Raw genomic sequence first — 26,647 nt, forward strand, 5'->3', positions numbered from 1 at the left:
TCAAGTCCTCCTATGCGAAGATGAATGCAACAATTTTGTTCCCGATGCCGCCAAGCAGAGTCAGCAAAAGCATGTAGCAAAGATAGATCATACCGACAACAGCCCATACATGCCATCGTTTAGCAGGGAAAAGCATAAGCAAACATCTGGTTTGGAAATACAGGATGAACAGCTGGAACAATGACATTGCGCCAAACAAGCTGATTACCCAGGGTCTGTCTGTAACCAAATCTGCAATGACACCAAGTGAAAACGGCGAGCGATCCCATTCCAGGCCGGCTGCTGGCAATAGGATCAGCCAGGAGAGAGCTTCCAGCAGGAATACAATACCTACACTTAATTGGATAACTAGCAGCTTCTGATAAGGAATTTCATAAAAAAGGTAAAATACGAGAGACACAACAAAAATGATAAGCAGTCCCAGTCCTAATCCGGAGACGAGACGGCCGATGATGAACCAAAACTTCGCGTATTCATAATCCGAACCTATGTAATCTGCTTTCAATTGATTCAGCGTCTCTGTCCCAGCACCAACCCATCCCAGCGCTGCATAAACGAGACAGAAAGCGAGGAGGATCAAGACAGTCCATAGCCAATGGCCACGCAGCTGCTCAGCTTCCCGCAGTTTGAATAATGTTTCCTTCGGGTTAGTCAGGAGACGGAAAGGATTCGTATGATATGTCATGTTATGCCATCCTTCTTCTATGTATATAGTAAAAGATTACCGTAATTTTTCAAAATTTGCACATATATTTACAATAAAAAAATAGACTGGCAATATGCCAGTCTATTTAATAAGACTGTTGCTTGGGCGAAGTGCAGTGCGATGCTTCGCGCGTTTTGGCACAACTGGGTTGCTGAGTTTTCCTTTCACGTACTGTATGCCTACATAAGAAAGCAGAGATAACATATACAGTATAGGTGCATAAAGCAGGCCCCAAGCAAACGTGTGCGTCACAGCTGATTGATCGAGTGCCTGATCAAAGATGCTGCGCCATAGTGTATGAATCAAGTAGATACCAACTACATTTTTAGCAATAATGCTAACATAACGATGCTTTCCGATGTTACGTGCTTTCAAGGTGAACAGCAGAAGGGAAATTGTCAAAGGAATTGTACTGATAAGATACTCTCCCTGCGGCAAATCCAGCCCGTAATATAGGATAGACCGCTCCATCAGCTGCAGAACAAATCCAGCAGCTACCATTATAACGATCGTCCTTACACGGATTGCTTGTGCTGCATGAACGATTTGTTTTTCATATAAACCAAAGCAAGCTCCTAGTGCTGTATAAAATAAACCAAAGTAAATTCCGTTTCTTGTCGTCTCTTCCATCGTGACATGGAAGAGTGGTCCATAAGATTGTCCCAGGAGACCAATTAGATTAAGAATAAGACCCACTAACAAGGTCACCTTCATTAGGCGTAATCTGTAAGCCGCATAAATGATGATGATTGAAAAGATCAAAGCGAACATAAACCAAAGCTGAAATTGCGTATAAGATATCCCATCCAATAATGTGCGCCACTGGAAGGTATCCTGAATGTATGCCGTCAGCTCAGCTTTTTGCTCACTCATTGTTCCGTTTGAAGTCGTAAGCATCTTTATAAAATCATATACCCAATAAAAAGCAAACCATGCAGCAAGCAAGCTGATCAGCTTTCCAGTATAGCGTTTGAAGTACGCGAATGTGTCATCTGTTCGCTGGAGTTTCATTGCAAATAAATAGCCTGATGCAGCAAAGAAGAACGGGACTGAGAAGCGTGCGATTGTATCGATGATGAATGCCCAGGTTTCACCGTTCCCGAATGGGACAGCGGTGTCTCGGAATGTATGTGTATGAATACAAACGACGCCGAAGATCGCCAGGCATTTGAAGAAATCAATGGAGTAATTCCTCGTCATGTGCATCTACCTGCTTTCTATATTCTAAGAAATCATATCCGTCTTTTCTTCTTTATATACCCTCAATTCGGGGTGCCGCAAGAGTTTTAACAGAACTGTAACGACAACACAATCTGCTCGCAATATGATTACAAACTCTATCCAATTAGCCCTAATTTTTCCCACAAAAAAAAGCACTTACAGTAGTAAGTGCTTAGGTGGTTTGGCTGAATGCCTGCACAAGCAGATCAAGCTTCTTGGCATCACTTGGCGGCTCATAGCTATCGTCTTTGAAATGCTCGTCGAATGCAGCAGTCAATGCGCCGAAACGGCTGTCCTGCAGAATGGATTGGTAAAACTCGAAAAGCTGACCGTATTGTTCGATATAACGCGTCATCTTCTTATCGAATCCAATCAAGTGATTGGCTGATGGCATACCTAGGAATGAAATTCTTGCCGGATCATATATCGGATAATGCACATTCAAAAGATGCAGCATATGCGTAACGAGGGGAAATTGCATGGAAGGGTTGCCCCGGCGATTTCTCACTTCATATAACGCTGCTGTCAATCCGACGATTTTCCGCTTGTCCGGCTGACATGCGGCTTCCTGGAACAGACGGAAAAAGGTTTGTTCGAATGCCTCTGTCAGATTGGGATTGACCAAGCCTATGTAGTGCTTCAATACGTATTGAAATACTGGACTGTGTTCAGGTCTTCTCGCTTCTTGGCGCAAGAACGCATCGAGGGCGATATCCTCCCGTCTGATTGATGATAGAAGCTGGTCTTTATGAAGCAGCAGCTGCTCCAGAAAATCGGCTTCGGTATATGTGTCGCGCATAAGACAGGTTTCCTCCTCCACTCCAAAGCTGGTAATGATAGTTTACATGATAACATAACCGCTTCGGCAGAAGAAGTGATTGATAGCTTCAGGATAAGCTTTGCCCCATGAAGAAATGTTCATTATTAAGTAAGGCAATGACAGTACCTGTCCTTTTATACTGCTGGTCGAAGGAACGCTCTGACGTTTCTACAAACAAAGCAGTACCATTATAGAAGCTGACTCGGGTGCGGCTTTTTGTTTCTTTAAAGGATTGAATATGATAGAAGGACAGCCAGACGCAATGGGTGTTCGTAGGTGAGGAAGTCGGGAGCATAAAAACGCCATGGGCCGGATGCACTGGAATAGGCACCTTCTTGTCCGTCCGCAGCAGTCTGCCAATTGCATGTACTCTGCCCTCATAAGAGGATCCGTACTGCATGCAGCTATGATCAATGATCGTAAGAGGTGATTGTTCCACCCATATTTCTTTATCGGCTTCAAGAACACGGGATTGGTACACTGGATCGCGCAAACGAAAGACAGCAATGGTATTGCGGGTGATGATGTACTGTTCCCTTTTTTCTATTTGCATAATTTCCCCCTCCAATTGACTGATACAAGACTATATTACTATAAACAGCTGCCCTAATATGTAAAGGAGTTGTAAAAAATAGTAAAAAAGGACGAAGCATACGCTTCGCCCTTTTATTTGATTGCAAAAGTGATTTCAGCTTCGCAAGCAAGCTCTCCATCAACAGTTGCTGTTGCTTTTCCTTTACCGATTGGTCCTTTCAAACGGACAATCTCTACTTCCAGCTTCAATGTATCACCTGGTTTCACCTGGCGTTTGAAGCGGCATTTATCGACGCCGGCAAGGAAGCCGATTTTTCCTTTGTTTTCTTCCTTCATCAGCATCGCAAATGCACCTGTCTGTGCAAGAGCTTCAAGGATCAAGACACCTGGCATTACCGGATAATCAGGAAAATGTCCTTGGAAGAATGGTTCATTGATTGTTACATTCTTCTTGCCGACAGCGCGTTTGCCTTCTTCGATTTCAGTTATTTGATCCACAAGCAAGAAAGGATAGCGATGCGGGATTATTTCTTTGATTTGTTGAACATCATACATAATATGGTGAGCCTCCTGAATGGTTGTCTTTCCTAACGTATTATACCAAAAATGATGCTTGCATGTTTAACGCGTTTTGCGTTAAGGGTATGGTTCTATAAAACTGCTGGGAGGGAAGCCAATTGCTTAATCTTTTATTATGGATCGGCATCATCGTAGTCGCGTTCTGGCTTATTGGTGTCATTTTCAATATCCTCGGAGGAATCATTCACATTTTCCTTATCATTGCTGTGATCCTGTTCGTTATTTATGCAATCAGGAAAAGCAGGGGAAGGAAATAGAAAAAAGGCTTGCCCGGTAACCGGAGCAAGCCTTTTTTATGACTTCTGGTTGATCAAGTCATATATGTGTGTCCATGTATCTCGTTTGAGGACGTCCAGCGCGTTGCCATCACCCAGTACGCCGTAGCCGAACAGCAAACCAAGCAGCAGGAAGACGATCAGGATAATCGGCACTACAAGCAAGCGAAGCCAAATCGGAAATAATCTTCTCCGCTGTTTTTTCGGCGCCTTTTCTCCTTCTGCCTGCTTCTTTTTATCATGTTGTTCTTTTGTCTGGAGTTTGGATGCATTACTCGGCATAGCGTTGTGGCTCCTTATTCTTATCTAATCTGGTTAATGAGACCGCTCATCTGATCACTCATGGAAATGGAGCGTGCATTGAACTGATAAGCGCGCTGTGTATTTACCATTGCAGTCATCTGTTCACTAAGATCAACGTTTGACCCTTCCAGGCTGCCTGCCTGCAATTCGCCTTCTCCCTCATTAAGCGCTTGGGCAAGCGCAGGGTCAGCAAGCTCAAAGGCAGTATCACCTGTACGTGTCAGGACGCGTGGATTATCGATGGCTGTAATCTGAAGGTTTGCTTCCACAGCATTTACTCCATTACGCTCTACAACGATTTCTCCGCGGTCATTGATTGTAATACTATCAAAATCAGAACGTAATGCAATAGGTCCATCGACACCGTTCACCAAGTTTCCTTCTGCTGTCGTCAAAGCAACTGTGCCGTCCTGCTGCGGCTGAAGGTAGAAATTCCCGGCACGTGTATAGAGCTGCTGTCCGTTTTCGCCTGTAATCGTGAAGTATTGGTTGTCATTCAAAAGTGCTGCATCCAGATTGCGATCCGTTGTCTGGATCGTTCCCATCGTCATGAGCGGGTTTGTACTGCTCATGTATGCTCCAGAGCCGATCCGGATGCCGTCACTTGTGCTTCGGCTTGTCGTATTCGCCTCATCATTCGGCGGGTTATACATCTGCTGATAAAGCAAGGAAGAGAAATTAGAGGTCTGTGCTTTATAGCCTGATGTATTTGTATTCGCCATATTATTCGCGATCAAATCCAATCGCTGCTGCAGCTGCCCCATTGTTACGGCAGCCTGTGTCATCATCCTGCTCATTTTGCTCCTCCTTTACAGCTTCCCGACTTCATTGACTGCTTTTCCAAGGCTATCATCATATGCTGTCAGTACTTTTTGGTTCGTTTCAAACGTCCGGTATGCCTGCATCATGTCTGCCATTGTCTGCTGCAAATCGACATTCGAGCCTTCTACTGCACCCTGGACGATATTATATGTCACTCCAGCAGTTGCCCGGGCATCTGCTGCCTGAGCTTCTTCGCTTGCGGTATATACGTTCTCACCCTGCTTGTCCAGCAAATTTGCATCCTGTACGTATGTCAGGCCGAGCTGGATATTCCTGCCGTCGGTGAATTGCATAGAACCATCGGCTGACATCGTATATGTTTGATTATTTGTCTGAATCGGGTTGCCTGCTGTATCAAGAACATAACTGCCTTGATCATTCGTCAGAAAACCTTCTGCATCAATGGTAAAATTGCCATTACGAGTATACGCTTCACCATCAGCTGTCTGCAGATTGAAGAATACAGAGCCATTTTCATCCGGGTACGCTCCGTCCACTAGAGCCGTATCTGTACTGATACCTGTTTCCCGTAAATCTCCTTGGACAAAGTTCGGAATCGTCTCTTGCACATACACGCCGGAATTGATACTGCCGATTTCCTTGGAAGTCGTAACATAGCGGGAGTTATCCGCTGATGTCGGCTTGCTCTCCATCGATTTCAAAAGCATCTCCGGAAAAGCCCGCAGCTGCCCTTGATCTGCTTTATATCCATTTGTATTCGCATTAGCTAAGTTATTAGACAGTACTTCCTGTCTGCGCTGCTGGGCGAGCATACCGGATGCAGCTGTATATAATCCTTTAAGCAATGTTTCGGTCCTCCTAGGCAGTTAGATTGCCAGTGTTTTTGGTTTCTATCTATTTATATCGGCAGAATCCTAAACAAATTGAACCTCTTCCGTATACATTAGAGAATAAAGTACACAGAAGAGGTCAAATTATCATACTACTTTACGTTTTTCCAGTTTGTCGATGTTTTCAAGCATGATGCCAGTACCTTTTGCTACACAATCCATCGGATCTTCCGCAATGAATACAGGAACCTTCAATTGTTCAGCAAGCAGCTGGTCAATACCGTGAAGCAGTGCTCCACCGCCAGTCAGGATAATACCGCGGTCGATGATGTCTGCAGACAGCTCAGGAGGTGTCTGTTCCAGTACAGTACGCGCCGCTTGTACAATCATGGCAACTGACTCACGCAGTGCTTCTTCTATTTCTTGCGAATGTACAGTGATCGTACGCGGAAGACCGCTTACCATGTCCCGGCCGCGGATATCAATCGATTCCTGACGTGCGCCTTCAAATACTGTCGCAATTTCAATTTTGATATTTTCGGCTGTACGTTCACCGATCAATAGCTTGTATTTACGTTTGATATACTGCAGGATTTCTGAATCGAACTTATCCCCAGCCATCCGAATGGACTGTGCTGTCACGATGTCACCCATGGAAAGAACAGCAACATCTGTTGTGCCGCCGCCGATATCGACGACCATATTACCGCTCGGCTGGAAGATATCCATTCCTGCACCGATAGCTGCAATTTTCGGTTCTTCCTCCAAGTATACTTTCTTACCGCCGGATTTCTCCGCAGCTTCCCTGATTGCTTTTTGTTCCACTTTCGTGATATTAGTTGGGCAGCAAATCAGCATTCGCGGTTTAGATAGAAAACCTTTTACATTGATCTTGTTGATGAAATAGCGGAGCATCGCTTCAGTTACATCAAAATCAGCGATTACGCCGTCTTTCAACGGACGAATCGCCTCAATATTTCCAGGTGTTCTGCCTACCATGCGTCGTGCTTCTTCCCCGACTTCAAGTACATTGCCTGTAATTCTGTCCATCGCGACAACGGATGGTTCATTCAGAACGATACCTTTTCCTTTTACATGTATTAGTACGTTTGCCGTACCGAGGTCAATTCCTATATCTCGTGCCAATATCCTCAGATCCTCCCTGTAAAGATAGAAACTTTGTCGCATCCGTTCGAGAACATAATGCTACTTATCTTATAGTGTAGCACAAAACATGGAGAATAGTAGCAAATTCTGAAAGAAAAGAAGGATAAAAGTAGGAATATTGGAAAGGGATTGGATGAACCTTTACAGGATGAAAGTTGGGTTTTAGGCAGGAGCGTCGGTATTTGTTTCCAGCTTATACTTCAATTTGGTAGCCTCCCCGCCCCTTAGATGACGGATAGCTTTGTGATAATCAAGGATCTCCTTCACTTCATTGGCCAAATCCGGATTGATCTCCGGCAGTCTCTCTGTCAGATCTTTATGCACAGTACTCTTGGATACACCGAATTCCTTTGCAATCACGCGAACTGTCTTCTTCGTTTCCACAATGTGCTTACCTATGCGCACCGTGCGCTCTTTGATATAATCATGCACAGCCCATGCCTCCTTAAGTTGACGGTTCTTGATGTTCATGAGACAAGATGAGAAGCGATGAAGTAATTCGGATATGTATTTTTCTTGTGCAAGTCATAGATGATTGGGCATCTGCGGCGTTGAGCGCTTCACACTCGTTCCCTTCAAACACTTGCTTTGGTTTGTAACATCTTATTAGCTGGAAAGCTGTTTTATTCCATAAAAAAGACCCTCTCAGCTAGTGGAGGGTCTGTCGTTATCTATTTTCTGGATTGCGTACATAGGTAAACGGGAAAAATAGAAGTCTTTATGTCTGCGGATGAATAGGTGATAGGATGCCACTAGATAATCCTTATTCTGGTGGATGAGTCCATAGAAGTATTTATAAAAAGCTGTCTGTTTTTCAGGCTTCCACTTAGGATAGCGCTTTCTTGCATTTTCCACTTCGCCAAGCTGAAACTCGATATATGCAAGTGCATGCGGGTCATCTGTCAAATACGTATGCAAAATCCCAAAGTGGGCTGCTACGATCGGCAGCACTTGCCGGTCAAGTAATTGTGCCAGACAAGTGATGCTGTATTGCTTTGCCATCTTGCTCCCTTCAGCAAGATGAGAAAAGCTTGCAATCTTGTCATCGAAAAGGAAGGTCAAACCCATCTTGTAATGCTGTACGGCTCGCTGGCCTGGCAGATATGTATGTTGGAGAATGTTCCTGCTATGTTTCCGGGCAATGATCAATTCGTTCCGTTTCCAATGATATTGGAACAGCAGCTTGTCCATTCGTACAGTCATCATGATGCGCAGGAAATAATCTTTGATAAGGATAATCGTCTCCTGTAATTCATCCAGATAATATGCAATGGCATGATAATCGTGGCATTGGAAATGCTGGTAGATCCTGCCGAACAGAATCAAAGCCTTCGCCTCTGGAAAATCCGCTTGATGGCGGCTTATCTGCCTTTCAAACTCATTACCTGGCAGCTTGTACACCTGGTACTGATTTATTAGTTCATATAAGTGGGCATATGACCTGTTCCGCCGGTGCAATGATTGCTTATTCTTTTGTATCAGCAGCTGAAGCTCTTCTTCATAAAAGTTCATACCAAGGAAATCCATTGCTGCCAACTGAACATCGGCAGATGCGGAATGTACACAGAAATTCGCAGTCAGGTCTGTTACCTGCTTCACATCATGACTTGTCTCTACTAGCTGAATGAAGGACCAAAGATCTGTCATCCGGCTTGTTGCTGCCGAGAGCTTGCCCAAGTCAGTCGCTTCCTTACGCAAACTGGATTGATTCAACGTTCCTTTCTCCTCTCACATTTCCCAATCTTACCTCCATGGAATCACTTGACTTCGACTTTCACTTTGTGTTTTGCACCATTTCATTATTCCATCTTTTCAGATAATTTCAAGCAGTTTCTAGTCTGATTCGTTCGACAAATTATTAGGTTTCCTGGTTTTATTGTTGGGCTGCTTTATGCCTAAAAAAAGCACCCCGGGCTCGGGGTGCTTCTGTCGAATCAAGTTTGGGCTGAAGAAGAGGAAGACGTTGCTTCGTCCTCTGGCTGCTCATCTTGTTCTGGAGATTTTTCTTCATCAGATGTATCAGGCGTTTCTTCTGTATCACCTGATTCATCTGTTGGAGTTGCTTCAGCATCTGCATTTTCTTCCGCTGGAGCTTCAGTCTCAGTCTGTTCATTCTGACCAGCTGTGTCAGCTGTATCTTCCTGTACTGCTTCTGCTTCAGCTTTTGCTTCCTGCAATTTGCTTACAGGCTGATTGAAAAAGCTTTCCGGGTTTACAGGTGTATCGCCGTTAAGCACTTCAAAGTGCAAATGTGTCGCTTTATCTTTTGCAAATAGGCTCTGTCCTGCTGTTGCAAGCACATCACCTTGTTTCACTTCCTGGCCTGCTTCTACTTTCACATCTTCCAGACTTGCATAATACGTTACTACACCATTTTTATGCTCGATCTGAACAACGTTTCCGTGGAGGGCATCTTCCTTCACTTCTGTGACTGTCCCGCTCAGTGCAGCAAGGACATCGAATGCTCCGCCATCAGCTGCAGCGTAATCCACTCCGGTGCTTTGATAGTATTTGTTGTCGTAGAGTACGAGTGCATTCTCTTGGGCTTCGCTGTCTGCATTGTGGTCATAGAATTTCGTTACGACTGTTGCTTCTGCGTCTTCAGCTACAGGAGCTTTCACTACTTCGTCTTGTTCTGCTACAGGAGTTGCTTCTTCATCTCCATTAAAATTCAGGGAGTCGAAGATGCCTTTGTCATCCTCTGCTTGTTCCGGATCATTCGTACCGCTTTGGTACCACAATACGGCTGTCAGAAGCAAAGCAGAAATACCAAGATACAACGCTGGGAAAAACCATTTTTTACGGAAAAGACGTTTCCACTTAGATTTTGAAACGCTATTTTTTTCCTTCATAGATCATCACCTCTGCAACCATTGTCGTCACAAAGATAGATTCCTATACATATGTTTCAGAAAATTTTTCCATCCTTACTTGGACACGAGCTTGGCGCCTTCTGCCGGCAGTTTATTAATCTCCGTATCTTTATAATAGTACGTCAGGATATCCTTATACGATTTGCCTTCTGCAGCCATGCCATTCGCACCATATTGACTCATCCCGACGCCATGACCATACCCCTTTGTTTGAAAGATGAGATGATCATCCTTCATTGATAACGTGAAATCTGTCGATTTGAGTCCTAGTTTTTCGCGAATTTCCCTGCCTGTGAACTGCTTGCCTCCAATTGCCACTTCGGCTACGCGCTGACTGCTGTTGCGTTTCAGCTCACCTGGGGGGGTATTCGGATCAATTTCGACACCAAGCAGCTTCTCTGCTTCCTCGATTTCAATTACTTTCTGATCTTCAAATTTCGGTGACTGCTTATCCCATGGACTTTCAACTGATTTCAAATATGGCAGCGGATTTTCCCAATAGTTCTCCGCATTTTCCGTGTATCCATTGCTTGTGGAGAAAAAGGAAGGCGTAATCGGTTCACCGTCATATGTGATAATCTCCCCGCTTGTTCCTTCCGCCGCCTCTGTCAGCTTCGTCATTTTTTCTTCATAATCCCTGCCCCATGCCTGGCGGAGCTCGTCTTCATTCTTGTATACTTGGTCGCTGGTAGAATCCGATACCTCAATCGCTTCCGGTTTCTCTGCTTGATGATCTTCCATATAACGTACCACGTAAGTCCGAGCTGCGACCGCTTGCGCCTTGAGTGCTTCCAGTTCGAAGTCGGCGGGCATCTCAGAAGCGACTACACGTGTCACGTACGTCTCAAGCGGAACCGTTTCAACTGTATTGCTTGCTGTACGGCTTACTTCCACTGCTACACTGGCTGTTTCCTTGATCTCTTTTTCTTGTTCCATTGCTGTTGCCGTCCTCTCCATTCCGCCGGGGTCTATAAATGGTACTACAATCAATGTAGGGAGCGCCACGATGACAGTGAATAAACAGACGATCAAGATGCTGATGACTATGTGGGACTTGAGACGTCGCTTTGTGCTTGGTTTCTTATTTTGCATAGAGGACCTCCTTATCTGCCTGCTGGTCTACTCTTTACTCTATGTATCTTCTGTGGATTGCTAGAACATCTGCCCATAAAAAAATAGAGTACCCGCGGGCACTCTATCAGCTCCAATATCTTCTGACGGCACAAAGCTCTGTTTCATATACTGTGCCCGCCAAATTCAGTATTTCAATTTGTCTTCCTGTTTTCGGGGCATGCAGCATTTTTCCGTTTCCATAATAGAAACCAACATGGTGAATACGTCCCTTTCCACCATCATAAGCGAAGAACAGCAAATCCCCCGGTTCTGCTTGATCCAAACTAATGGCTTTTCCCTCCAAAGCCTGTGCACTCGCATCCCGCGGAATGACATAACCGCTCGCAAGATGCATATTGTAAGCAAATCCGGAGCAGTCGTAGCCCCAGCTGCTCATTCCGCCCCATAGATAGTCCAGCCCAATGAATTGTTCCGCATACGTGATCAGTGCCTCACCGTCTTCCTCATGAAAAGTCCAGATACTGCTTTGGGCCTTGGAAAGTCGCCCCCGACCGAGCGGTGTCAGAACGGTAAAGGCTGTTCCCGACTCTTCAATAAATGGCAGCTTTGTCAAAAAACTGAGTTGAACTATCTTGCCGGAACCCTCTACTTGCAGAGCAGCCTGCTTCGCTCGTACTTCAACCATATGATCTGATTTTGGCAGCGGATCTGCAAGCTGACGAGCGGGAATCCATCCGGGATATCCTTGTTCATCTTTTGGTGTGGACTGGGAGGGTATCACCACTTTGACCCAGTCACCCTTCCGCTCCACTTCCCATACTGTTGTGCCGAATAGCACTTGTGATTGAAGCAAATTGTTTTCATGAAGCTCCAATCTATCGGCGTGAGAAAGGTCATGCACCCAGCGTGACGGATTAGACGGATTAGAAACAATCGGTGTATCCACTTGTCTGGAGGAGGCAGGATTTGTCCACAGATTAGCGACGGAAACAGCAATCACACTTTCTTTCATAATACCTTTTCTCCTTGGACATCCACTGCCAGGATACCGAGCCCTGGCGATGCATTGAGCAGCAGTCTGCTACCTTCATATCGGACACCGCCTGTAACGATATCCTCCCGGAGCATGAGCGGTGCATCAAAATCGACCCGTGTAATATGCTGCTGACTGGCAGCCAGATGCGCTGCTGCACTGATACCGATTCGGGATTCGATCATACAGCCGACCATGCATTCTACACCATAAGAGCGAGCTATACGGGCGATATCCAGGGCAGGCTGAATGCCGCCCGCTTTCATCAATTTGATATTGAGCAAGTCAGCCGCACGCATTTCCAGCAGTGCAAGGGCATCCTGCGGAGAAAATAAGCTTTCATCAGCCATGACTGGTGTCTGGACATTTGCTGTTACATACTGTAATCCCTTCAAATCTGCAGCAGCTGTGGGCTGTTCCACAAGTTCGATAGCAAGATCCATATCCTCCATCCTGCTGATGGCACGGACTGCGGTTTTCCTATCCCACCCTTGGTTTGCATCAAGACGAAGCGTGATACTGCTGCCTACTGCCTCCCGAATTGCTTGAAGTCTTTTTATATCCGTTTCGATATCATCCTTGCCGACTTTTATTTTCAAGGTCCGGAAACCGTCCTTTACATAGCCTGCAGCGTCTGACGCCATTTCCGATGGTGTATTGACGCTGACTGTGTAGTCGGTTTCCAATGTATCACGAGCGCCGCCCAGCAGCTGATACAGCGGAATACCTGCATACTGTGCAATACAGTCATGCAATGCCATATCTACAGCTGCTTTGGCGCTTGTGTTGCCGACGAGGCATTGCTGCAGCTGATGAAATAATGCGTCTCGTTCCAGCAATGACATGCCGATGATGGCAGGTTTGATGATGGCTTCAACAGCATAACGAATGCTTGCCAGGCTGTCTCCCGTTATCACATGCGTCGGCGGAGCTTCCCCCCAGCCAATCACACCATCATCAGTTGTCACTTTTACAACGATGCTCTCTGCTACTGTCACCGTTCGCAGCGCTGTCTTGAAGGCTTTTTTCAAAGGAACTGCAGATTGGTATACATCTATTCGAGCAACCTTCATGCTCTCACCCCAGCACTCACCTGCAGGGTTTTCGTTTTTGTATCCATCGTTGCTTCTGTTCCAAGCGGCACTGTGATATTCGGATTGCAATGTCCGATACGGAACCCTTTAAGGACAGGCTTTTCCAGGTCCGTCAGGTAATCAACAAGGACTTGATCAAAGGAGAGTGACGTTTCTGGATCCTTCGCTTCGCAATCCGTGAAATCCCCAATAAGAATGCCTGCTGCCTGATCCAGCTTGCCTGCCAGCTTCAGCTGATTCAGCATACTGTCAATTTTATATGGCGATTCAGAAACATCTTCTAACAAAAGCAGCTTACCCTTTGTATCAATTTCATCTGGTGTACCAAGTGTACTCGTCAGCAAGGATAGGTTGCCGCCAACTAATGCTCCTGTAGCTCTTCCATGCACGATAGCCTCCAGCGGAGAAATAGCTGTTGTATAAACAACATCCTGTGGGATGAAGAATTGCTGGAGCAAATCATAACTCAGTTTGGCAAAGTCAGATTCCCCCATGTCGGAAGCTACCATGGGACCATGAAAAGTAATCAGTCCAGTCCGCTGTCTGATTGCTGTATGTAGATACGTTATATCACTGTATCCGAGCAGCACTTTCGGGTTTTGTTTGATAGCTTCATAATCCAGCATTTCAACAATCCGAGCAGAACCATAGCCGCCTCTGCTGCAAATGATTCCTTTTACTTCATTATCTTTGAACATATCGTTCAGATCAGCAGCTCGATCAGAGTCAGAACCCGCAAGATAGCCATATTTGTCAAACACATGCTTCCCCAGCTTCACATGCAGACCTAACGATTCCACAATCTTGATCCCCTGCTCGAGTTCCTCGCGTTTAATCGGACCTGCTGGTGATACAATCCCGATTGTATCTCCTTTTTTCCACACAGATGCTTTCATCATTATCTCCTCCCAGTCTATATGTATGGTATGACAGACGGAAGAGAAGTGGCTCTCACCACTTCTCTTCATCTGCTTTATTCAATATCCGCCCATTTCAGCTCCAAGTAGCCGACTGGGTGCATGATGACATTCTTTACATTCGTCTTTTGCAGGTACACATGCTGGTAGAAGTGAAGCGGTACGATCGGCATTTCATCCATCAATATTTTCTCTGCTTCCATCAGCATCTCGTAACGCGTAGCCTCATCGCTTTGTGTTTTCGAGTCAGCAATCAGCTTATCGTATTCTTCATTGGACCAGCCTGTTCGATTAGAAGAGGATTCAGTCGTAAAGCTTTCCAGGAAGTTAACCGGATCGCCATAATCAGCCAAGAAGGATCCGCGGAACAACTGATAGACGAGCTTCGTCTGCTCTTCGCTGAACACACTGGATTCGACGGTCTGCAATGTTACATCAACACCTAAGTTTTCAGAAAGCATATTCTGCACGCCTTCAGCCAAGCGTTCGTTTTCTGTATTTGTACCATATGTCAGTGTCACAGCAGGCAACTCATCCCAGCCTTCTTCAGCCATGCCTTCTTCCAGCAATTTCTTCGCTTCGGCTGGATTATCTTGGATTAAATCGCCATTTTCTTCACGGAAGTCACCGCCATCAGGTGTTTCAAAGCCATATGGTACGAAGCCGCGAGCAGGCTGTTCGCCAATACCGCGGACAAACTCGACGATATCATCACGATTCATTGCCATAGCAAATGCTTTACGGATTTTTTCATTCGTAAATGGTTCTTTCTGTACGTTGAAGCGGAGGAATTGATCACCGGCCTGCACCTCAGTTACCAGCTCATCACTTTCCATCAGTTCCTTCGCATTATCCGCAGGGATGGAGGATCTGTCCAAGTCTCCGCTCTGATACATTTGGTACTCCGTATTCCGGTCAGCAACCATTGCCCAGTTCACTTGATCCAGCTTCACTGTTTCAGCATCCCAGTACTCTGGGTTTTTGACCATGATCAGTTCTTTATCATGCGACCAGCTGTCAATTTTGAATGGACCGTTGCTAACATATGTGTCTGCTTCGGCGAACCATTCCGGATTTTCCTCTGCTACTTTTTCATTGACTGGGAAGAAAGCAGGGTTAGTCAGCAGGTTCAAAAAGTATCCAGTTGGTGCTGTTAGTGTCACTTTGAACGTCTTTTCATCGACTGCTTCAATGGCAACATCATCCGCACTGCCTTCCCCGCTGTTATACGCTTCGGCTCCTTCAATCACATATGCCAGGAATGCTGGCTGATAAGCCTGTTCCGGATCAAGCATATGCTTCCATGCATAGACAAAATCGTTGGCAGTAACGTCATCACCATTGGACCACTTGGCATCTTCACGAAGATGGAAAGTATATTCCTTGCCGTCCTCGCTGACATCCCAGCTCTTTGCAATCGCTGCTTGTGGCTGGTGACTTTCATCAAGACGAGTCAGTCCCTCCATCAAGTTGTTGACCATTACCCAGGAAACACTGTCAAAGCCTTCTGGCGGATCAAGGGATGTAGGCTCCTGGCCGTTATTAAGGCGAAGGACTTTCTTATCCTCTCCTTCTCCACCATCGCCGCTTCCTCCGGCACTGTTATTCGCAGTACACGCAGATAGCAAAAGGACCAATGCAGCAAGACAAGCAATCATAGATAATTTCCAGTTTCTTTCCATCTCTTTTCCCCCTTGAAATTTGATCAGACTGGCTGCCGTTTGGCTCGTGCATCCTGCAGCCAGCATTCCACCTGATGTGAATCGGATAGATAACTGGTGCTAGGATGTACATTTGCGCATACCTGCATCGCATGCGCACAGCGGGCCGTAAATGGACAGCCTTGCGGCGGTGCGAACAAATCCGGCGGAGTCCCGTCGATTGGCTGCAGGATATCTTCTTTCATATCGAGCCGTGGCACGGATTGCAGCAAACCGATTGTGTACGGATGCTGCGGACGATAAAAGATATCATCCTTATCACCGGTCTCAATGATCTTCCCACCGTACATGACAGCGACACGATCTGCTACGCGGGCAACGACCCCAAGGTCATGTGTGACAAGAATGATGGATACTCCCGTCTTTTCCTGGATTTCCTTGAACAGCTCCATGATCTGTGCCTGGATGGTCACATCAAGTGCTGTCGTTGGTTCATCAGCAATGAGCAAATCTGGTTCACATATTAGCGCCATAGCGATGACAATCCGCTGCCGCATCCCGCCGCTGAATTGATGCGGGTATTGCTTCAGCCTGCTCTCCGGATTGGCTATACCGACAAGCCGGAGCATTTCCAAGGCCTTTGCCTTCGCTTCGCCTGAACTCACTGATGTGTGCTGCTTCAGTCCTTCCGTCAGCTGATCACCGACAGTCAAGGTCGGATTGAGTGCTGTCATCGGATCTTGAAAAATCATCGAGATGTCGACACCGCGGATAGCTCTCATTTCCTTTTTCGATGTTTGTACAAGATCCTTGCCTTTGAAACGAATCGAACCGCGGACGATTTTACCGGACGGAGATGGAATGAGCTGCATGATGCTGTTGCTCGTCACACTTTTCCCGCTGCCGGATTCACCAACAATCGCAAGCGTCTCTCCTTTTTTCAAATACAGATTCACACCCCTGACAGCCTGGACTGTTCCGCCATATGTCGAGAAATGCACATGCAAGTCATCAATTTCAAGTATCTTTTCCATTCTGTCACCTCCTCAGCTTCGGATCGAATGCATCCCGTAAGCCATCACCAAGTACATTGAAGGCGAACATTGTCAAACTGATGAACAATGCCGGGAAGAACAGCAGCCACCAATCTCCGGATAAAATTGCAGACAGACCATCATTGGCCATCGATCCCCAGCTCGCATTCGGCGCTTGTATACCAAGACCTAAAAAGCTTAGGAAAGCTTCTGCGAAGATTGCGGATGGTACAGTCAGCGTGATCTGCACGATGATCGGACCCATCGTATTCGGCAGCAAGTTCTTGCGGATGATTCGACCTGTACTTGCTCCTAATGTTTTGGATGCAAGCACATATTCATGGTTGCGCAGCTGCATCACTTGGCCGCGGACAATCCTAGCCATTCCAATCCAGCCCGTAATCGTCAAAGCAACAATAATCGTGAAGAGACTCGGCCCCATTACAACAAGCAGCAAGATAACAACCAGCAAATGCGGCAGTCCGTAAAGCACCTCGATGATACGCATCATGACACTGTCCGTACGTCCGCCTTTATAGCCTGCGACACCTCCATATATGATTCCGATAAAGAAATCGATCAAGGCAGCCGCTACACCGACAAATAACGAAACACGTGCTCCGTGCCAAAGCCGGGTAAACACATCACGTCCCAAATTATCAGTGCCAAACCAGTGTGCAGCAGATGGCGCTAGGTTTTGGTTCCGTAATGCCCCTTCTGAAATGGAATAAGGCGAGAAAATTGGAGCGAAGACTGCTGCTAGGATTAGGACGATTAGAAAGAATAACCCTGTAATGGCTAATCGATTTTGCTTCAATCGCAGCCATGCATCTTTGTAGAAGGACAAACTTGGACGAGCTACTTCCTCCGCTTTGTTCAGATCCTTTTCTATCGGCTGGAACCATTCATCCGGTATTTGCTGTCCAGTCGTATCAATCGGTCTATTATGATGTTCCATATCAGCTGCCTCCTTTCTTGTGCAGCTTGATTCTTGGATCCAGAATGCTGTAAACGATATCGACTAGGAAAAGCATGAAAATGAGAAAGGCACTGTAGAAAACGGTCGTCCCCATAATGACTGGGTAATCACGGTTGTTTATACTTTCAACAAAATACTTTCCCATACCAGGTATGGCAAAAATACGTTCAATGACAAATGTTCCTGTCAGGATAGCAGCCACCAATGTTCCCAGAATGGTAACTACGGGCATCAGAGCATTCCGCAAAGCATGCTTAATGACGATTTTAGCTGGTGACAGACCTTTTGCCCGTGCGGTCTTGATATAATCCTGTGTCAGAACCTCCAGCATGCTGGATCTTGTCAAACGGGCAATGATCGCTGTAGGTCCTGTCGCCAAAGCAATGATCGGCATGATCATATGCATCGGTGAAGACCAAGTCGCAGCTGGCAGTATCTGCAAATTCACTGCAAGCTGCTGAATCAGCAATGTTGCCAGGATGAAGTTCGGTATGGAGATACCTAATACAGCCAATGTCATCGCTATATAATCTATAATGCCGTTATGCTTCAGCGCAGCCAGGACACCTAAAGTAATACCAGAAATAAGGGCGATTGTAATTGTCCACATGCCAAGCTCTGCTGATATCGGGAAACCGCGGCCAAGCAAATCATTCACGGTTTCAGTCGGCTGCTTGATGGACGGACCGAAATCAAATGTTGCCAAGGATTTAAGCCAGATGCCGTATTGAACGATCATTGGCTCATCCAAATGATAATGTGCATTCAAGTTTTCCTGGACAGCTTCACTTGTGCTCCGATCCTGTGTCGTGAACGGATTCCCTGGAATGCTGTGCATCAGGATGAATGTCAGTGTCGCGATAACGAATATGGTTGCTATCATAATTACAAATCGGCGAATCAGATAAATCGCCATAAGCTGTCACTCCTAACTGAAGGTCGTATGCATGGCAAGCTCCGTCATAACGAGCATGGCACGATACGCTTCGATGATGTCTTTGGCTGGAAAAGCAACAATGGTTGTACCTGGCTCGATATAGGTTCCTGGCATCAGATGGGCCCATTCCGCTTGTCCATAGTTGGTGAATTCAATTCGCAGAACGATTTTATCCGGCGGGACGAGCGGTTCCGCCATAGTCACTCTCTCTATCGCTTCTTGGACCTTTTCACGAAGAAGCTTGCTTGCTTTCTTCGGTGTCAGCGTTAAAACTGCAGAGCGGGATAGTGACTGTTTGACTGGAGCTGTTACAACCCCTGGAATAAGCTGTTCTGCCTCTACACACGCTTGATCATCACCTGCAACCAGAAGGACCGGTACACCGTAATGCCCAGCAACGTACGCATTGAAACCCAGTTCTCCGATCGGCTCATCATTCAGAAAAAAGTTACGGACCCCGTGAATCATGCTGTGGGACATGACACCGAACTGTCCAGCTCGCGCATGATAGCCGGAAAACATCACTCCTGCAAAGCTTGCATCCAGACTTTGCACCATTGAAAGCGGTTTCACTTCACCAGATATCAAATAAGCCTCTTCATGTAATTCCTCTACCAAAAGGTTATTCATTTTAGAATGGCTGTCGTTAACAAGAACATATGCTGCACCTGCATCCATCGCTGCCCCAATGATGCTATTTGCTTCGGCAGTCATAATTCTTCTTGCCCGTTCGTAATTATGTTTTGAACTGTCTACATATGTATAATCCGGTAAACCGACGATCCCTTCCATATCCACCGACAGGTATATTTTCATTCTACCCCTCTCTTCCGAACATTCTTTATTAGTTGAATTTTCTAAATAATTATAGCATAGCGCTATACGCTTAGGAAGAAGAATTACCAATTTGTAGGGAAGGTTTTCTCACAAAGACATTAAAAATAAGCCCCTTCTAACAAAGGGACTTATCCTTAGTAGTCTTAATAAGTTGTTTCTTCCATTGTAGCAGCTGCTTCTTCGAACACTTCATCATTTACGCGTTCGATATCTGCACCAAGTGCTGCCAGTTTTCCATGGAAATTCACGTAACCGCGATCCAAATGCTTAAGCTCTGTAACGCGCGTATAACCATCTGCAATTAATCCTGCCAGAATAAGAGCTGCTCCAGCACGCAGATCTGTTGCCGCTACTTCAGCTCCTTGCATGTTTGTCGGACCTTCCATGATGACACTGCGGCCTTCGATTTTAATCTTTGCATTCATGCGGCGGAATTCTTCCACATGCATGAATCGATTCTCGAATACTGTTTCCGTAATGATGCTGGTGCCTTCTGCACATAGCATCAAGGCCATCATCTGTGACTGCATATCTGTCGGGAATCCTGGGTGTGGCAGCGTTTTGACATCTGTCGCTGTCAATTTGTCAGGACCGATAACACGAATGCCATTTGCTTCTTCCTTGATAATGACACCCATTTCTTCCATTTTAGCAGCAGCTGCACGCACGTGCTCCATTTCAATGCCTTCAATCAAGACATCACCTTTCGTGATTGCGGCTGCAACCATGAAAGTGCCAGCTTCGATACGGTCTGCGATCATGACATGCTCAGCGCCTGTCAATTCTTCAACACCTTCGATACGGATTGTTTCTGTACCAGCGCCAATGATCTTCGCACCCATCGCATTCAGATAGTTTGCTAGATCCACAATCTCTGGTTCTTTTGCACAGTTTTCGAGAATAGTAGTTCCTTCAGCTAGTGCGGCTGCTGTGATGATGTTCTCTGTTGCACCTACACTAGGTACATCCAGATATATTTTAGCGCCCTGCAGGCGTCCTTCAGTACGTAATTCTACATAGCCGTTGCCGACCTGTACACTTGCTCCCATCGCTTCGAACCCTTTCAGGTGCTGATCGATTGGTCGGGAACCGATTGCACAGCCACCTGGCAGTGCCACTTTCGCATGACCGAAACGTGCCAACAATGGGCCTAAAACCAATACAGATGCCCGCATCTTACGAACATACTCGAAAGGCGCTTCTGTCGTCATTTGCTTTGTAGCATCGACAGTGATAGTTCCATTGCTGAATACCACCTCAGCACCCATGCTGCGTAACACTTCATTGATGGTAAATACATCGGCTAAAGCCGGGACATTAGTAATAACACTTTTTCCTTTACTTGCAACTATACTTGCTGCGATGACAGGCAGTACGGCATTCTTCGCACCTTCGACCTTGACAGATCCTTTAAGCTGCCTTCCACCACGGACGATGATTTTTTCCAAGTTACATTCTCCTCCGCGTCCAATTTCACTATATTAATATTCAGTCGTTATGATAGGCGTTCCTACAGTTACGGTTGATTGCCCATTCCCATCATGCAGCGCAAGCTGGATATTCATGTTGTCTGCTAAGGAACGGCTGGCTTTCAATTGTGTTGTATATCCTGTTGTCGTAGTGTAAACGTTATCTTGCATATTCGTTAGTGGTTGAACATCTAATTTTTCCATGACATTCTGAAACAAAATACCACCGCTTATTTTATCACCGAAACCCGCTTTGAGACAAGCGAATTTTGTCGCATTATATGTGAAAAATCGCGATTCTGCCGCAGATGTCAAGTCTTGGACAGATTGTTGCACCTTTTCTGTCCATTCTGACCCGGAAACTGTATAAATAAGTTCTGCCTGGTATGCCTTATCTGTAGGTACTACCAACAATATACGTTCGGCAATGGTATTTTGTTTATGGGGGGTATGTACCAAAAATTTTGTAGCTTTTTCCGTTTTTTCTTCTACAATGGTTCCCGCATTATTCATATCCATCAACTTTCCCTCGATATCGTCCCGGGAAATTGTCTCTCGTATTGTGACCTCAAAGGATATAAGCTCGGCCCCTTCGCTATCCAAAACTTCATACATACGATTTACATCATCTGATACGTCAGCTTTCACTGCTCCATATGATTCCAGGCTATTACCTACCAGCATAATGATTATTACGATTAGTCCAAGATAATGTTTCATTTTTCTTTCTCCCCTGTCCGACCATTTTAGAAACAGTATGAACAGAGATGAAAAAGCTTATACACTTTTGATAGAATGCTAGAGTAAATATTGGAGCTGTTTGGTCCAGCTGACCAGTTGAAGAAATACATTACTTACAGTTGTCCCGATAACAATCGTCAGTAAAATAAGCAGCATCCTTGCCTCAAATACTTTCCCTTTTTTTATTAATGCATCTACATTGACCCCCATCAATATACGCCAAGTAATTGCCATAAAAGCTATGTGGGAAACTATACCCAGCATCGCATCCTGTCCTAATACCGCAAACATGATATACACTCCTTAACGGATAAACAGGTAAATACGCGCTTTTTAGCCACATAATACCTTGATATCCAAATTTCCGTACCATTAAACCCGTTTCTTTCAAATTATAACGGCATTTGCTAAGCCCCGCCATCATTATTGCCCAGGAAATGACATAATAAAAAAACAGCATTCCTTGTGGGAATGCTGTTTTTATCAGCGGGCGTGAGACGCGACATCAAGTCGGTTGATTGCCCGGTTAAGCGCTTGTTCAGCGCGGATCTGGTCTAAGTTAGCCTGCTTATCCTGCAGACGTTTCTCAGCGCGTTGCTTCGCCTGTTCTGCACGGTCCACATCAATGTCACTCGCTCTTTCGGCTGACTGAGCAAGGATTGTGATCCTGTCCGGACGGACTTCAAGGAATCCGCCGCTTACAGAAACCCAATCCGTGCGACCTTGGATCTGTAGACGAACCGAGCTAACCTTCAATGGCGCTACCAGCGGAATGTGACCTGGCAGGATACCAAGTTCACCATTTTCCGCCGTACAGCTAACCATTTCATAGTCTTCTTCCAGAACAGGGCCATCAGGAGTAACAATGCTTGTTGTTACGGTACTCATCAGGAGCCCCTCCTATCCTACTATTACATGATTGCTGCTTACTGGTTAACGCCAGCTTTTTCAAGCACTTCTTCGATACGTCCAACAAGGCGGAAAGCATCTTCCGGAATGTGATCGTATTTACCTTCAAGGATTCCTTTGAAGCCTGCAACTGTTTCTTTTACAGGTACATAAGATCCTTTTTGGCCTGTGAATTGCTCAGCAACGTGGAAATTCTGAGATAGGAAGAACTGTACGCGACGTGCACGTGCAACGACAAGTTTGTCTTCTTCACTAAGCTCATCCATACCAAGGATTGCAATGATATCCTGCAATTCACGGTAACGCTGCAATGTTTGCTGCACTTGACGTGCTACATTGTAATGTTCTTCTCCGACTACGTTCGCATCCAATGCTCTGGATGTAGAAGCCAATGGATCTACGGCAGGGTAGATACCTTGTTCGGATAGTTTACGGTCTAGGTTTGTTGTTGCATCCAAGTGAGCGAAAGTTGTAGCCGGAGCCGGGTCTGTATAGTCATCGGCTGGTACATATACTGCTTGGATGGAAGTAACGGAACCTACATTTGTAGATGTGATACGCTCTTGCAGCTGACCCATCTCAGTAGCAAGTGTCGGCTGGTAGCCTACTGCTGATGGCATACGGCCAAGCAATGCGGATACCTCGGAACCTGCTTGTGTGAAACGGAAAATGTTATCGATGAATAGAAGTACGTCCTGACCTTCTTGGTCACGGAAGTGCTCTGCCATTGTCAAACCAGTCAATGCAACACGCATACGTGCTCCAGGCGGTTCGTTCATCTGGCCGAAGACCATTGCAGTCTTCGCGATAACGCCGGAATCCTTCATCTCGAAGTACAAGTCGTTACCTTCACGAGTACGCTCTCCAACACCAGCGAATACCGAAATACCACCGTGTTCTTGCGCGATGTTGTTGATCAGTTCCTGGATAAGTACAGTTTTACCTACACCTGCACCACCGAAGAGACCGATCTTACCACCTTTGATATATGGAGCAAGCAAGTCGACAACTTTGATACCTGTTTCAAGGATCTCTGTTTCTGTTGCAAGGTTTTCGAATGCTGGTGCTTCACGGTGGATAGGATCTTTCTTGATTTCGCCTTGGATAGGCTCATCCAAATCGATTGTTTCACCTAATACGTTGAAAATACGTCCTAGTGTAGCTTCCCCTACAGGTACGCTGATTGCTGCTCCTGTATCCACTACTTCTTTCCCGCGCTGTACGCCTTCTGTAGAAGACATCGCGATTGTACGAACACTGTCGTCACCAAGGTGAAGTGCAACTTCCAATGTCAAAGAAGAAGTTTCGTTCACTTGGACAACTAGTGCATTATAGATGGCAGGCAGGTGGCCGTTAGGGAAACGTACGTCCACAACCGGACCCATAACCTGCGTAATGATACCTTTGCTCATCTGGACCCCTCCTATCTGTATTCTTAGGATTGCTGCGCAGCCGCTCCGCTGACAATCTCACTGATTTCTTGTGTAATAGCTGCTTGACGTGCCCGGTTATAAGTAAGCGTCAGCTCATCGATCCGTTCGTTTGCGTTGTCTGTCGCACTTCTCATTGCTGTCATACGTGCAGCGTGCTCACTAGCTTTCGCATCAAGCAACGCACCGTAAATCAAGCTCTCGGCATATTGAGGCAGCAATACTTTCAAAATTTCTTCTGCATCAGGTTCGAACTCGTACATGCTTTGTACGGAACGTCCTTTTTCCGAAGAAAGATCTGTTAATGGAAGCAGCTTCTGGGAAGTTACTTCCTGGGAGATAGCACTGTTGAAGTGGTTGTAGAACAATACCAATTCATCGATTTCTTCTTCTAGGAACATCTCCACTGCTTCAGATGCGATCTGCTTGATATCAGCAAAGTCTGGCTGATCAGGCAGTCCGATGATTTCTTTGGCAATCGGCAGGTTGTTCTTTTTAAAGAAGTCCCGGCCGAAACGTCCGGCAGCAATCACCGTATATTCATCTGCAGAAGCGTGCTGATGCTGGATGGTACGATACACTTCGCGGATTACGTTGTTGTTGTATCCGCCAGCCAGACCACGGTCAGCCGTGATGACAAGATAACCTGTCTTCTTGACTGCACGAGTTTGCAGCATAGGATGTGTCGCGTCGCCTGATGCAGCGATCTGCGTCACAACCTCCTGCATTTTCTCACTGTATGGTACAAAAGCTTTTGCATTCTGTTCTGCCCGCGTCAGTTTAGACGCAGAGACCATCTGCATCGCTTTCGTAATTTGTTTCGTCTTTTTGGTAGAGTTGATTTTACTCTGGATATCTCTTAAGGATGCCAAGGCGCATGCAGCCTCCCTTCCGTAAGGAATACGTGCAGCATTCCGAAATTTATAGAAACGTTAGTTTACGACGAATGTCTTCTTGAATGCTTCGATCGCATTGTTAAGCTGATCAGAATCAGCTGGGTTGCCAGTCTCACGGATGCCTTTAAGCAAGTCCGCTTGATTCGCAGCAAACCATGTGTGGAATTCATTCTCGAAACGAACAATCTGCTCAACCGGAATATCATCCAAGTAGCCATTTACTAGCGCATAGATAATTGTTACTTGCTTCTCAACGGAAAGCGGCTGATGCAGGCCTTGCTTCAGAACTTCTACAGTACGTGCTCCGCGGTTTAGACGGGACTGCGTCGCCGCATCCAAATCAGAACCGAACTGTGCGAAAGATTCAAGCTCACGGAATGCAGCCAAATCAAGACGCAATGTTCCGGCAACCTTCTTCATCGCTTTGATCTGTGCTGATCCACCTACACGGGATACAGATAGACCTGGGTTGATCGCTGGTCGTACACCTGAGAAGAACAAATCGGACTGCAAGAAGATCTGTCCATCCGTGATGGAGATAACGTTTGTTGGGATATAAGCGGAAATATCACCAGCTTGTGTTTCTACGAACGGCAATGCAGTGATGGAACCGCCGCCTTTTGCGTCACTTAGCTTCGCTGCACGCTCCAATAGACGGGAGTGCAAGTAGAAAACATCCCCTGGGAATGCTTCACGGCCTGGAGGACGTTTAAGAAGCAAGGAAAGCTCACGGTATGCGGCTGCTTGTTTAGAAAGATCATCGTATACGATCAAGACGTGCTTGCCGTTGTACATGAACTCTTCACCCATAGCTACACCTGCATATGGTGCTAGGTAAAGCAATGGTGCAGGATCAGAAGCACCTGCTGCTACTACGATTGTGTAATCAAGTGCACCGTGTTTACGAAGTGTTTCTACTGTACCGCGTACAGTGGATTCCTTCTGGCCGATTGCAACGTAGATACAGATCATATCTTGATCATGCTGGTTAAGAATTGCATCAATAGCTACAGATGTTTTACCAGTCTGACGGTCACCGATGATCAGCTCACGCTGACCGCGGCCTACAGGTACTAGTGCATCGATTGCTTTGATACCAGTCTGAAGCGGCTCATGAACGGATTTACGATCCATTACGCCTGGTGCTGGAGATTCAATTGGACGAGTGCTGCTAGCTTCGATTGGACCTTTACCATCGATCGGCTGCCCTAGTGGGTTAACAACACGTCCGATAAGCTCTTTTCCAACAGGTACTTGCATGATACGTCCTGTACGACGAACTTCGTCTCCTTCGCGGATGCCTTTGTATTCACCAAGAATAACGACACCGACATTTGATTCTTCCAAGTTCTGTGCAAGTCCCATGACACCGTTAGAGAACTCGATCAATTCTCCGGACATTACATTGTCCAAGCCATGGACACGTGCGATACCGTCACCAACTTGAATAACAGTACCAACATCACTTACTTCTATTTCAGCGTCATAACTTTCGATTTGCTGTTTGATCAACGCGCTGATTTCTTCAGCTTTCATGCTCATGCG

Annotated in this window: 29 protein-coding genes; 1 reads left to right on the forward strand and 28 read right to left on the reverse strand. The window is 46.0% G+C overall.

The window, feature by feature from the left end; all coding sequences use genetic code 11:
- Positions 1–10: 10 nt before the first annotated feature.
- From ABXS78_RS14320 to fabZ, 5 genes are all read right to left on the reverse strand, one after another.
- Positions 11–685 carry a hypothetical protein gene (locus ABXS78_RS14320; RefSeq protein WP_366247772.1) on the reverse strand — a complete coding sequence of 225 codons (675 nt, stop codon included), beginning with the start codon at positions 683–685 and terminating at the stop codon, positions 11–13.
- Positions 686–787: 102 nt separating this feature from the next.
- Positions 788–1,906 (reverse strand): acyltransferase, encoded by a 1,119-nt coding sequence (locus tag ABXS78_RS14325; protein WP_366247773.1) that lies wholly within the window; start codon positions 1,904–1,906, stop codon positions 788–790.
- Positions 1,907–2,099: 193 nt separating this feature from the next.
- Positions 2,100–2,726 (reverse strand): hypothetical protein, encoded by a 627-nt coding sequence (locus tag ABXS78_RS14330; protein WP_366247774.1) that lies wholly within the window; start codon positions 2,724–2,726, stop codon positions 2,100–2,102.
- An 88-nt stretch (positions 2,727–2,814) separates the two neighbouring features.
- The gene (locus tag ABXS78_RS14335; protein ID WP_366247775.1) at positions 2,815–3,300 is read right to left on the reverse strand and encodes a competence protein ComK; all 486 of its coding nucleotides are present in this window, start codon (positions 3,298–3,300) and stop codon (positions 2,815–2,817) included.
- A gap of 113 nt (positions 3,301–3,413) precedes the next feature.
- A complete protein-coding gene (gene fabZ, locus ABXS78_RS14340) occupies positions 3,414–3,836 on the reverse strand; it encodes a 3-hydroxyacyl-ACP dehydratase FabZ (RefSeq protein WP_095220913.1) in 423 nt (140 codons plus the stop codon).
- 122 nt (positions 3,837–3,958) lie between these two features.
- Between fabZ and ABXS78_RS14345 the strand changes: the two genes are divergently transcribed.
- Complete coding sequence (locus ABXS78_RS14345) at positions 3,959–4,117, forward strand: lmo0937 family membrane protein (protein WP_286160647.1); 159 nt, start codon at positions 3,959–3,961, stop codon at positions 4,115–4,117.
- Positions 4,118–4,153: 36 nt separating this feature from the next.
- On the opposite strand, the gene ABXS78_RS14350 is transcribed toward ABXS78_RS14345, so the two are convergent.
- The 23 genes from ABXS78_RS14350 to atpA all read right to left on the reverse strand — a co-directional run bounded on the left by ABXS78_RS14350 (position 4,154) and on the right by atpA (position 26,644).
- Positions 4,154–4,417, reverse strand: a complete 264-nt coding sequence (locus ABXS78_RS14350) for a DNA-directed RNA polymerase subunit beta (RefSeq protein ID WP_095220914.1) — start codon at positions 4,415–4,417, stop codon at positions 4,154–4,156.
- A gap of 20 nt (positions 4,418–4,437) precedes the next feature.
- A complete protein-coding gene (locus tag ABXS78_RS14355; protein ID WP_366247776.1) occupies positions 4,438–5,235 on the reverse strand; it encodes a flagellar hook-basal body protein in 798 nt (265 codons plus the stop codon).
- A gap of 12 nt (positions 5,236–5,247) precedes the next feature.
- The gene (locus ABXS78_RS14360) at positions 5,248–6,066 is read right to left on the reverse strand and encodes a flagellar hook-basal body protein (RefSeq protein WP_366247777.1); all 819 of its coding nucleotides are present in this window, start codon (positions 6,064–6,066) and stop codon (positions 5,248–5,250) included.
- Between the two features lie 132 nt (positions 6,067–6,198).
- Positions 6,199–7,200 (reverse strand): rod shape-determining protein, encoded by a 1,002-nt coding sequence (locus tag ABXS78_RS14365; protein WP_095221237.1) that lies wholly within the window; start codon positions 7,198–7,200, stop codon positions 6,199–6,201.
- 180 nt (positions 7,201–7,380) lie between these two features.
- Positions 7,381–7,650 carry a sporulation transcriptional regulator SpoIIID gene (gene spoIIID / locus ABXS78_RS14370; RefSeq protein ID WP_038564118.1) on the reverse strand — a complete coding sequence of 90 codons (270 nt, stop codon included), beginning with the start codon at positions 7,648–7,650 and terminating at the stop codon, positions 7,381–7,383.
- Between the two features lie 213 nt (positions 7,651–7,863).
- On the reverse strand, positions 7,864–8,931 hold the full coding sequence (locus ABXS78_RS14375; protein ID WP_366247778.1) for an AimR family lysis-lysogeny pheromone receptor: 1,068 nt from the start codon (positions 8,929–8,931) through the stop codon (positions 7,864–7,866).
- Between the two features lie 221 nt (positions 8,932–9,152).
- On the reverse strand, positions 9,153–10,070 hold the full coding sequence (locus ABXS78_RS14380; RefSeq protein ID WP_366247779.1) for a peptidoglycan DD-metalloendopeptidase family protein: 918 nt from the start codon (positions 10,068–10,070) through the stop codon (positions 9,153–9,155).
- A 75-nt stretch (positions 10,071–10,145) separates the two neighbouring features.
- The gene (spoIID, locus tag ABXS78_RS14385; RefSeq protein WP_366247780.1) at positions 10,146–11,183 is read right to left on the reverse strand and encodes a stage II sporulation protein D; all 1,038 of its coding nucleotides are present in this window, start codon (positions 11,181–11,183) and stop codon (positions 10,146–10,148) included.
- 106 nt (positions 11,184–11,289) lie between these two features.
- Positions 11,290–12,177, reverse strand: coding sequence for a C40 family peptidase (locus ABXS78_RS14390; RefSeq protein WP_366247781.1), 888 nt, complete (start codon positions 12,175–12,177; stop codon positions 11,290–11,292).
- On the reverse strand, positions 12,174–13,271 hold the full coding sequence (locus ABXS78_RS14395) for a dipeptide epimerase (RefSeq protein ID WP_366247782.1): 1,098 nt from the start codon (positions 13,269–13,271) through the stop codon (positions 12,174–12,176). The genes ABXS78_RS14390 and ABXS78_RS14395 overlap by 4 nt, the downstream gene beginning before the upstream one ends.
- Positions 13,268–14,191, reverse strand: coding sequence for an LD-carboxypeptidase (locus ABXS78_RS14400; protein WP_366247783.1), 924 nt, complete (start codon positions 14,189–14,191; stop codon positions 13,268–13,270). The genes ABXS78_RS14395 and ABXS78_RS14400 overlap by 4 nt, the downstream gene beginning before the upstream one ends.
- A 74-nt stretch (positions 14,192–14,265) precedes the next feature.
- Positions 14,266–15,891 (reverse strand): peptide ABC transporter substrate-binding protein, encoded by a 1,626-nt coding sequence (locus tag ABXS78_RS14405; protein WP_366247784.1) that lies wholly within the window; start codon positions 15,889–15,891, stop codon positions 14,266–14,268.
- Between the two features lie 23 nt (positions 15,892–15,914).
- Positions 15,915–16,904, reverse strand: a complete 990-nt coding sequence (locus tag ABXS78_RS14410) for an ABC transporter ATP-binding protein (protein WP_366247785.1) — start codon at positions 16,902–16,904, stop codon at positions 15,915–15,917.
- A gap of 4 nt (positions 16,905–16,908) precedes the next feature.
- A complete protein-coding gene (locus ABXS78_RS14415) occupies positions 16,909–17,862 on the reverse strand; it encodes an ABC transporter permease (RefSeq protein WP_095220925.1) in 954 nt (317 codons plus the stop codon).
- Position 17,863: 1 nt separating this feature from the next.
- On the reverse strand, positions 17,864–18,799 hold the full coding sequence (locus ABXS78_RS14420; protein ID WP_366247786.1) for an ABC transporter permease: 936 nt from the start codon (positions 18,797–18,799) through the stop codon (positions 17,864–17,866).
- 12 nt (positions 18,800–18,811) lie between these two features.
- The gene (locus ABXS78_RS14425; protein ID WP_366247787.1) at positions 18,812–19,636 is read right to left on the reverse strand and encodes a M55 family metallopeptidase; all 825 of its coding nucleotides are present in this window, start codon (positions 19,634–19,636) and stop codon (positions 18,812–18,814) included.
- Positions 19,637–19,800: 164 nt separating this feature from the next.
- Positions 19,801–21,105 (reverse strand): UDP-N-acetylglucosamine 1-carboxyvinyltransferase, encoded by a 1,305-nt coding sequence (gene murA, locus ABXS78_RS14430; RefSeq protein WP_366247788.1) that lies wholly within the window; start codon positions 21,103–21,105, stop codon positions 19,801–19,803.
- A gap of 33 nt (positions 21,106–21,138) precedes the next feature.
- Complete coding sequence (locus ABXS78_RS14435; RefSeq protein WP_366247789.1) at positions 21,139–21,846, reverse strand: YwmB family TATA-box binding protein; 708 nt, start codon at positions 21,844–21,846, stop codon at positions 21,139–21,141.
- Between the two features lie 78 nt (positions 21,847–21,924).
- Positions 21,925–22,158, reverse strand: coding sequence for a DUF1146 family protein (locus tag ABXS78_RS14440; RefSeq protein ID WP_095220930.1), 234 nt, complete (start codon positions 22,156–22,158; stop codon positions 21,925–21,927).
- A 192-nt stretch (positions 22,159–22,350) separates the two neighbouring features.
- Positions 22,351–22,755, reverse strand: a complete 405-nt coding sequence (locus ABXS78_RS14445) for a F0F1 ATP synthase subunit epsilon (protein ID WP_141234103.1) — start codon at positions 22,753–22,755, stop codon at positions 22,351–22,353.
- Positions 22,756–22,793: 38 nt separating this feature from the next.
- Complete coding sequence (gene atpD / locus ABXS78_RS14450; protein WP_095220932.1) at positions 22,794–24,188, reverse strand: F0F1 ATP synthase subunit beta; 1,395 nt, start codon at positions 24,186–24,188, stop codon at positions 22,794–22,796.
- 23 nt (positions 24,189–24,211) lie between these two features.
- Positions 24,212–25,078 carry an ATP synthase F1 subunit gamma gene (gene atpG / locus ABXS78_RS14455; protein ID WP_095220933.1) on the reverse strand — a complete coding sequence of 289 codons (867 nt, stop codon included), beginning with the start codon at positions 25,076–25,078 and terminating at the stop codon, positions 24,212–24,214.
- A gap of 60 nt (positions 25,079–25,138) precedes the next feature.
- Complete coding sequence (gene atpA, locus ABXS78_RS14460) at positions 25,139–26,644, reverse strand: F0F1 ATP synthase subunit alpha (protein ID WP_366247790.1); 1,506 nt, start codon at positions 26,642–26,644, stop codon at positions 25,139–25,141.
- Between the last annotated feature and the right edge of the window lie 3 nt (positions 26,645–26,647).

Origin of the sequence: Terribacillus aidingensis, assembly GCF_040703035.1 — a bacterium.
Classification (GTDB): Bacteria; Bacillota; Bacilli; order Bacillales; family Amphibacillaceae; genus Terribacillus.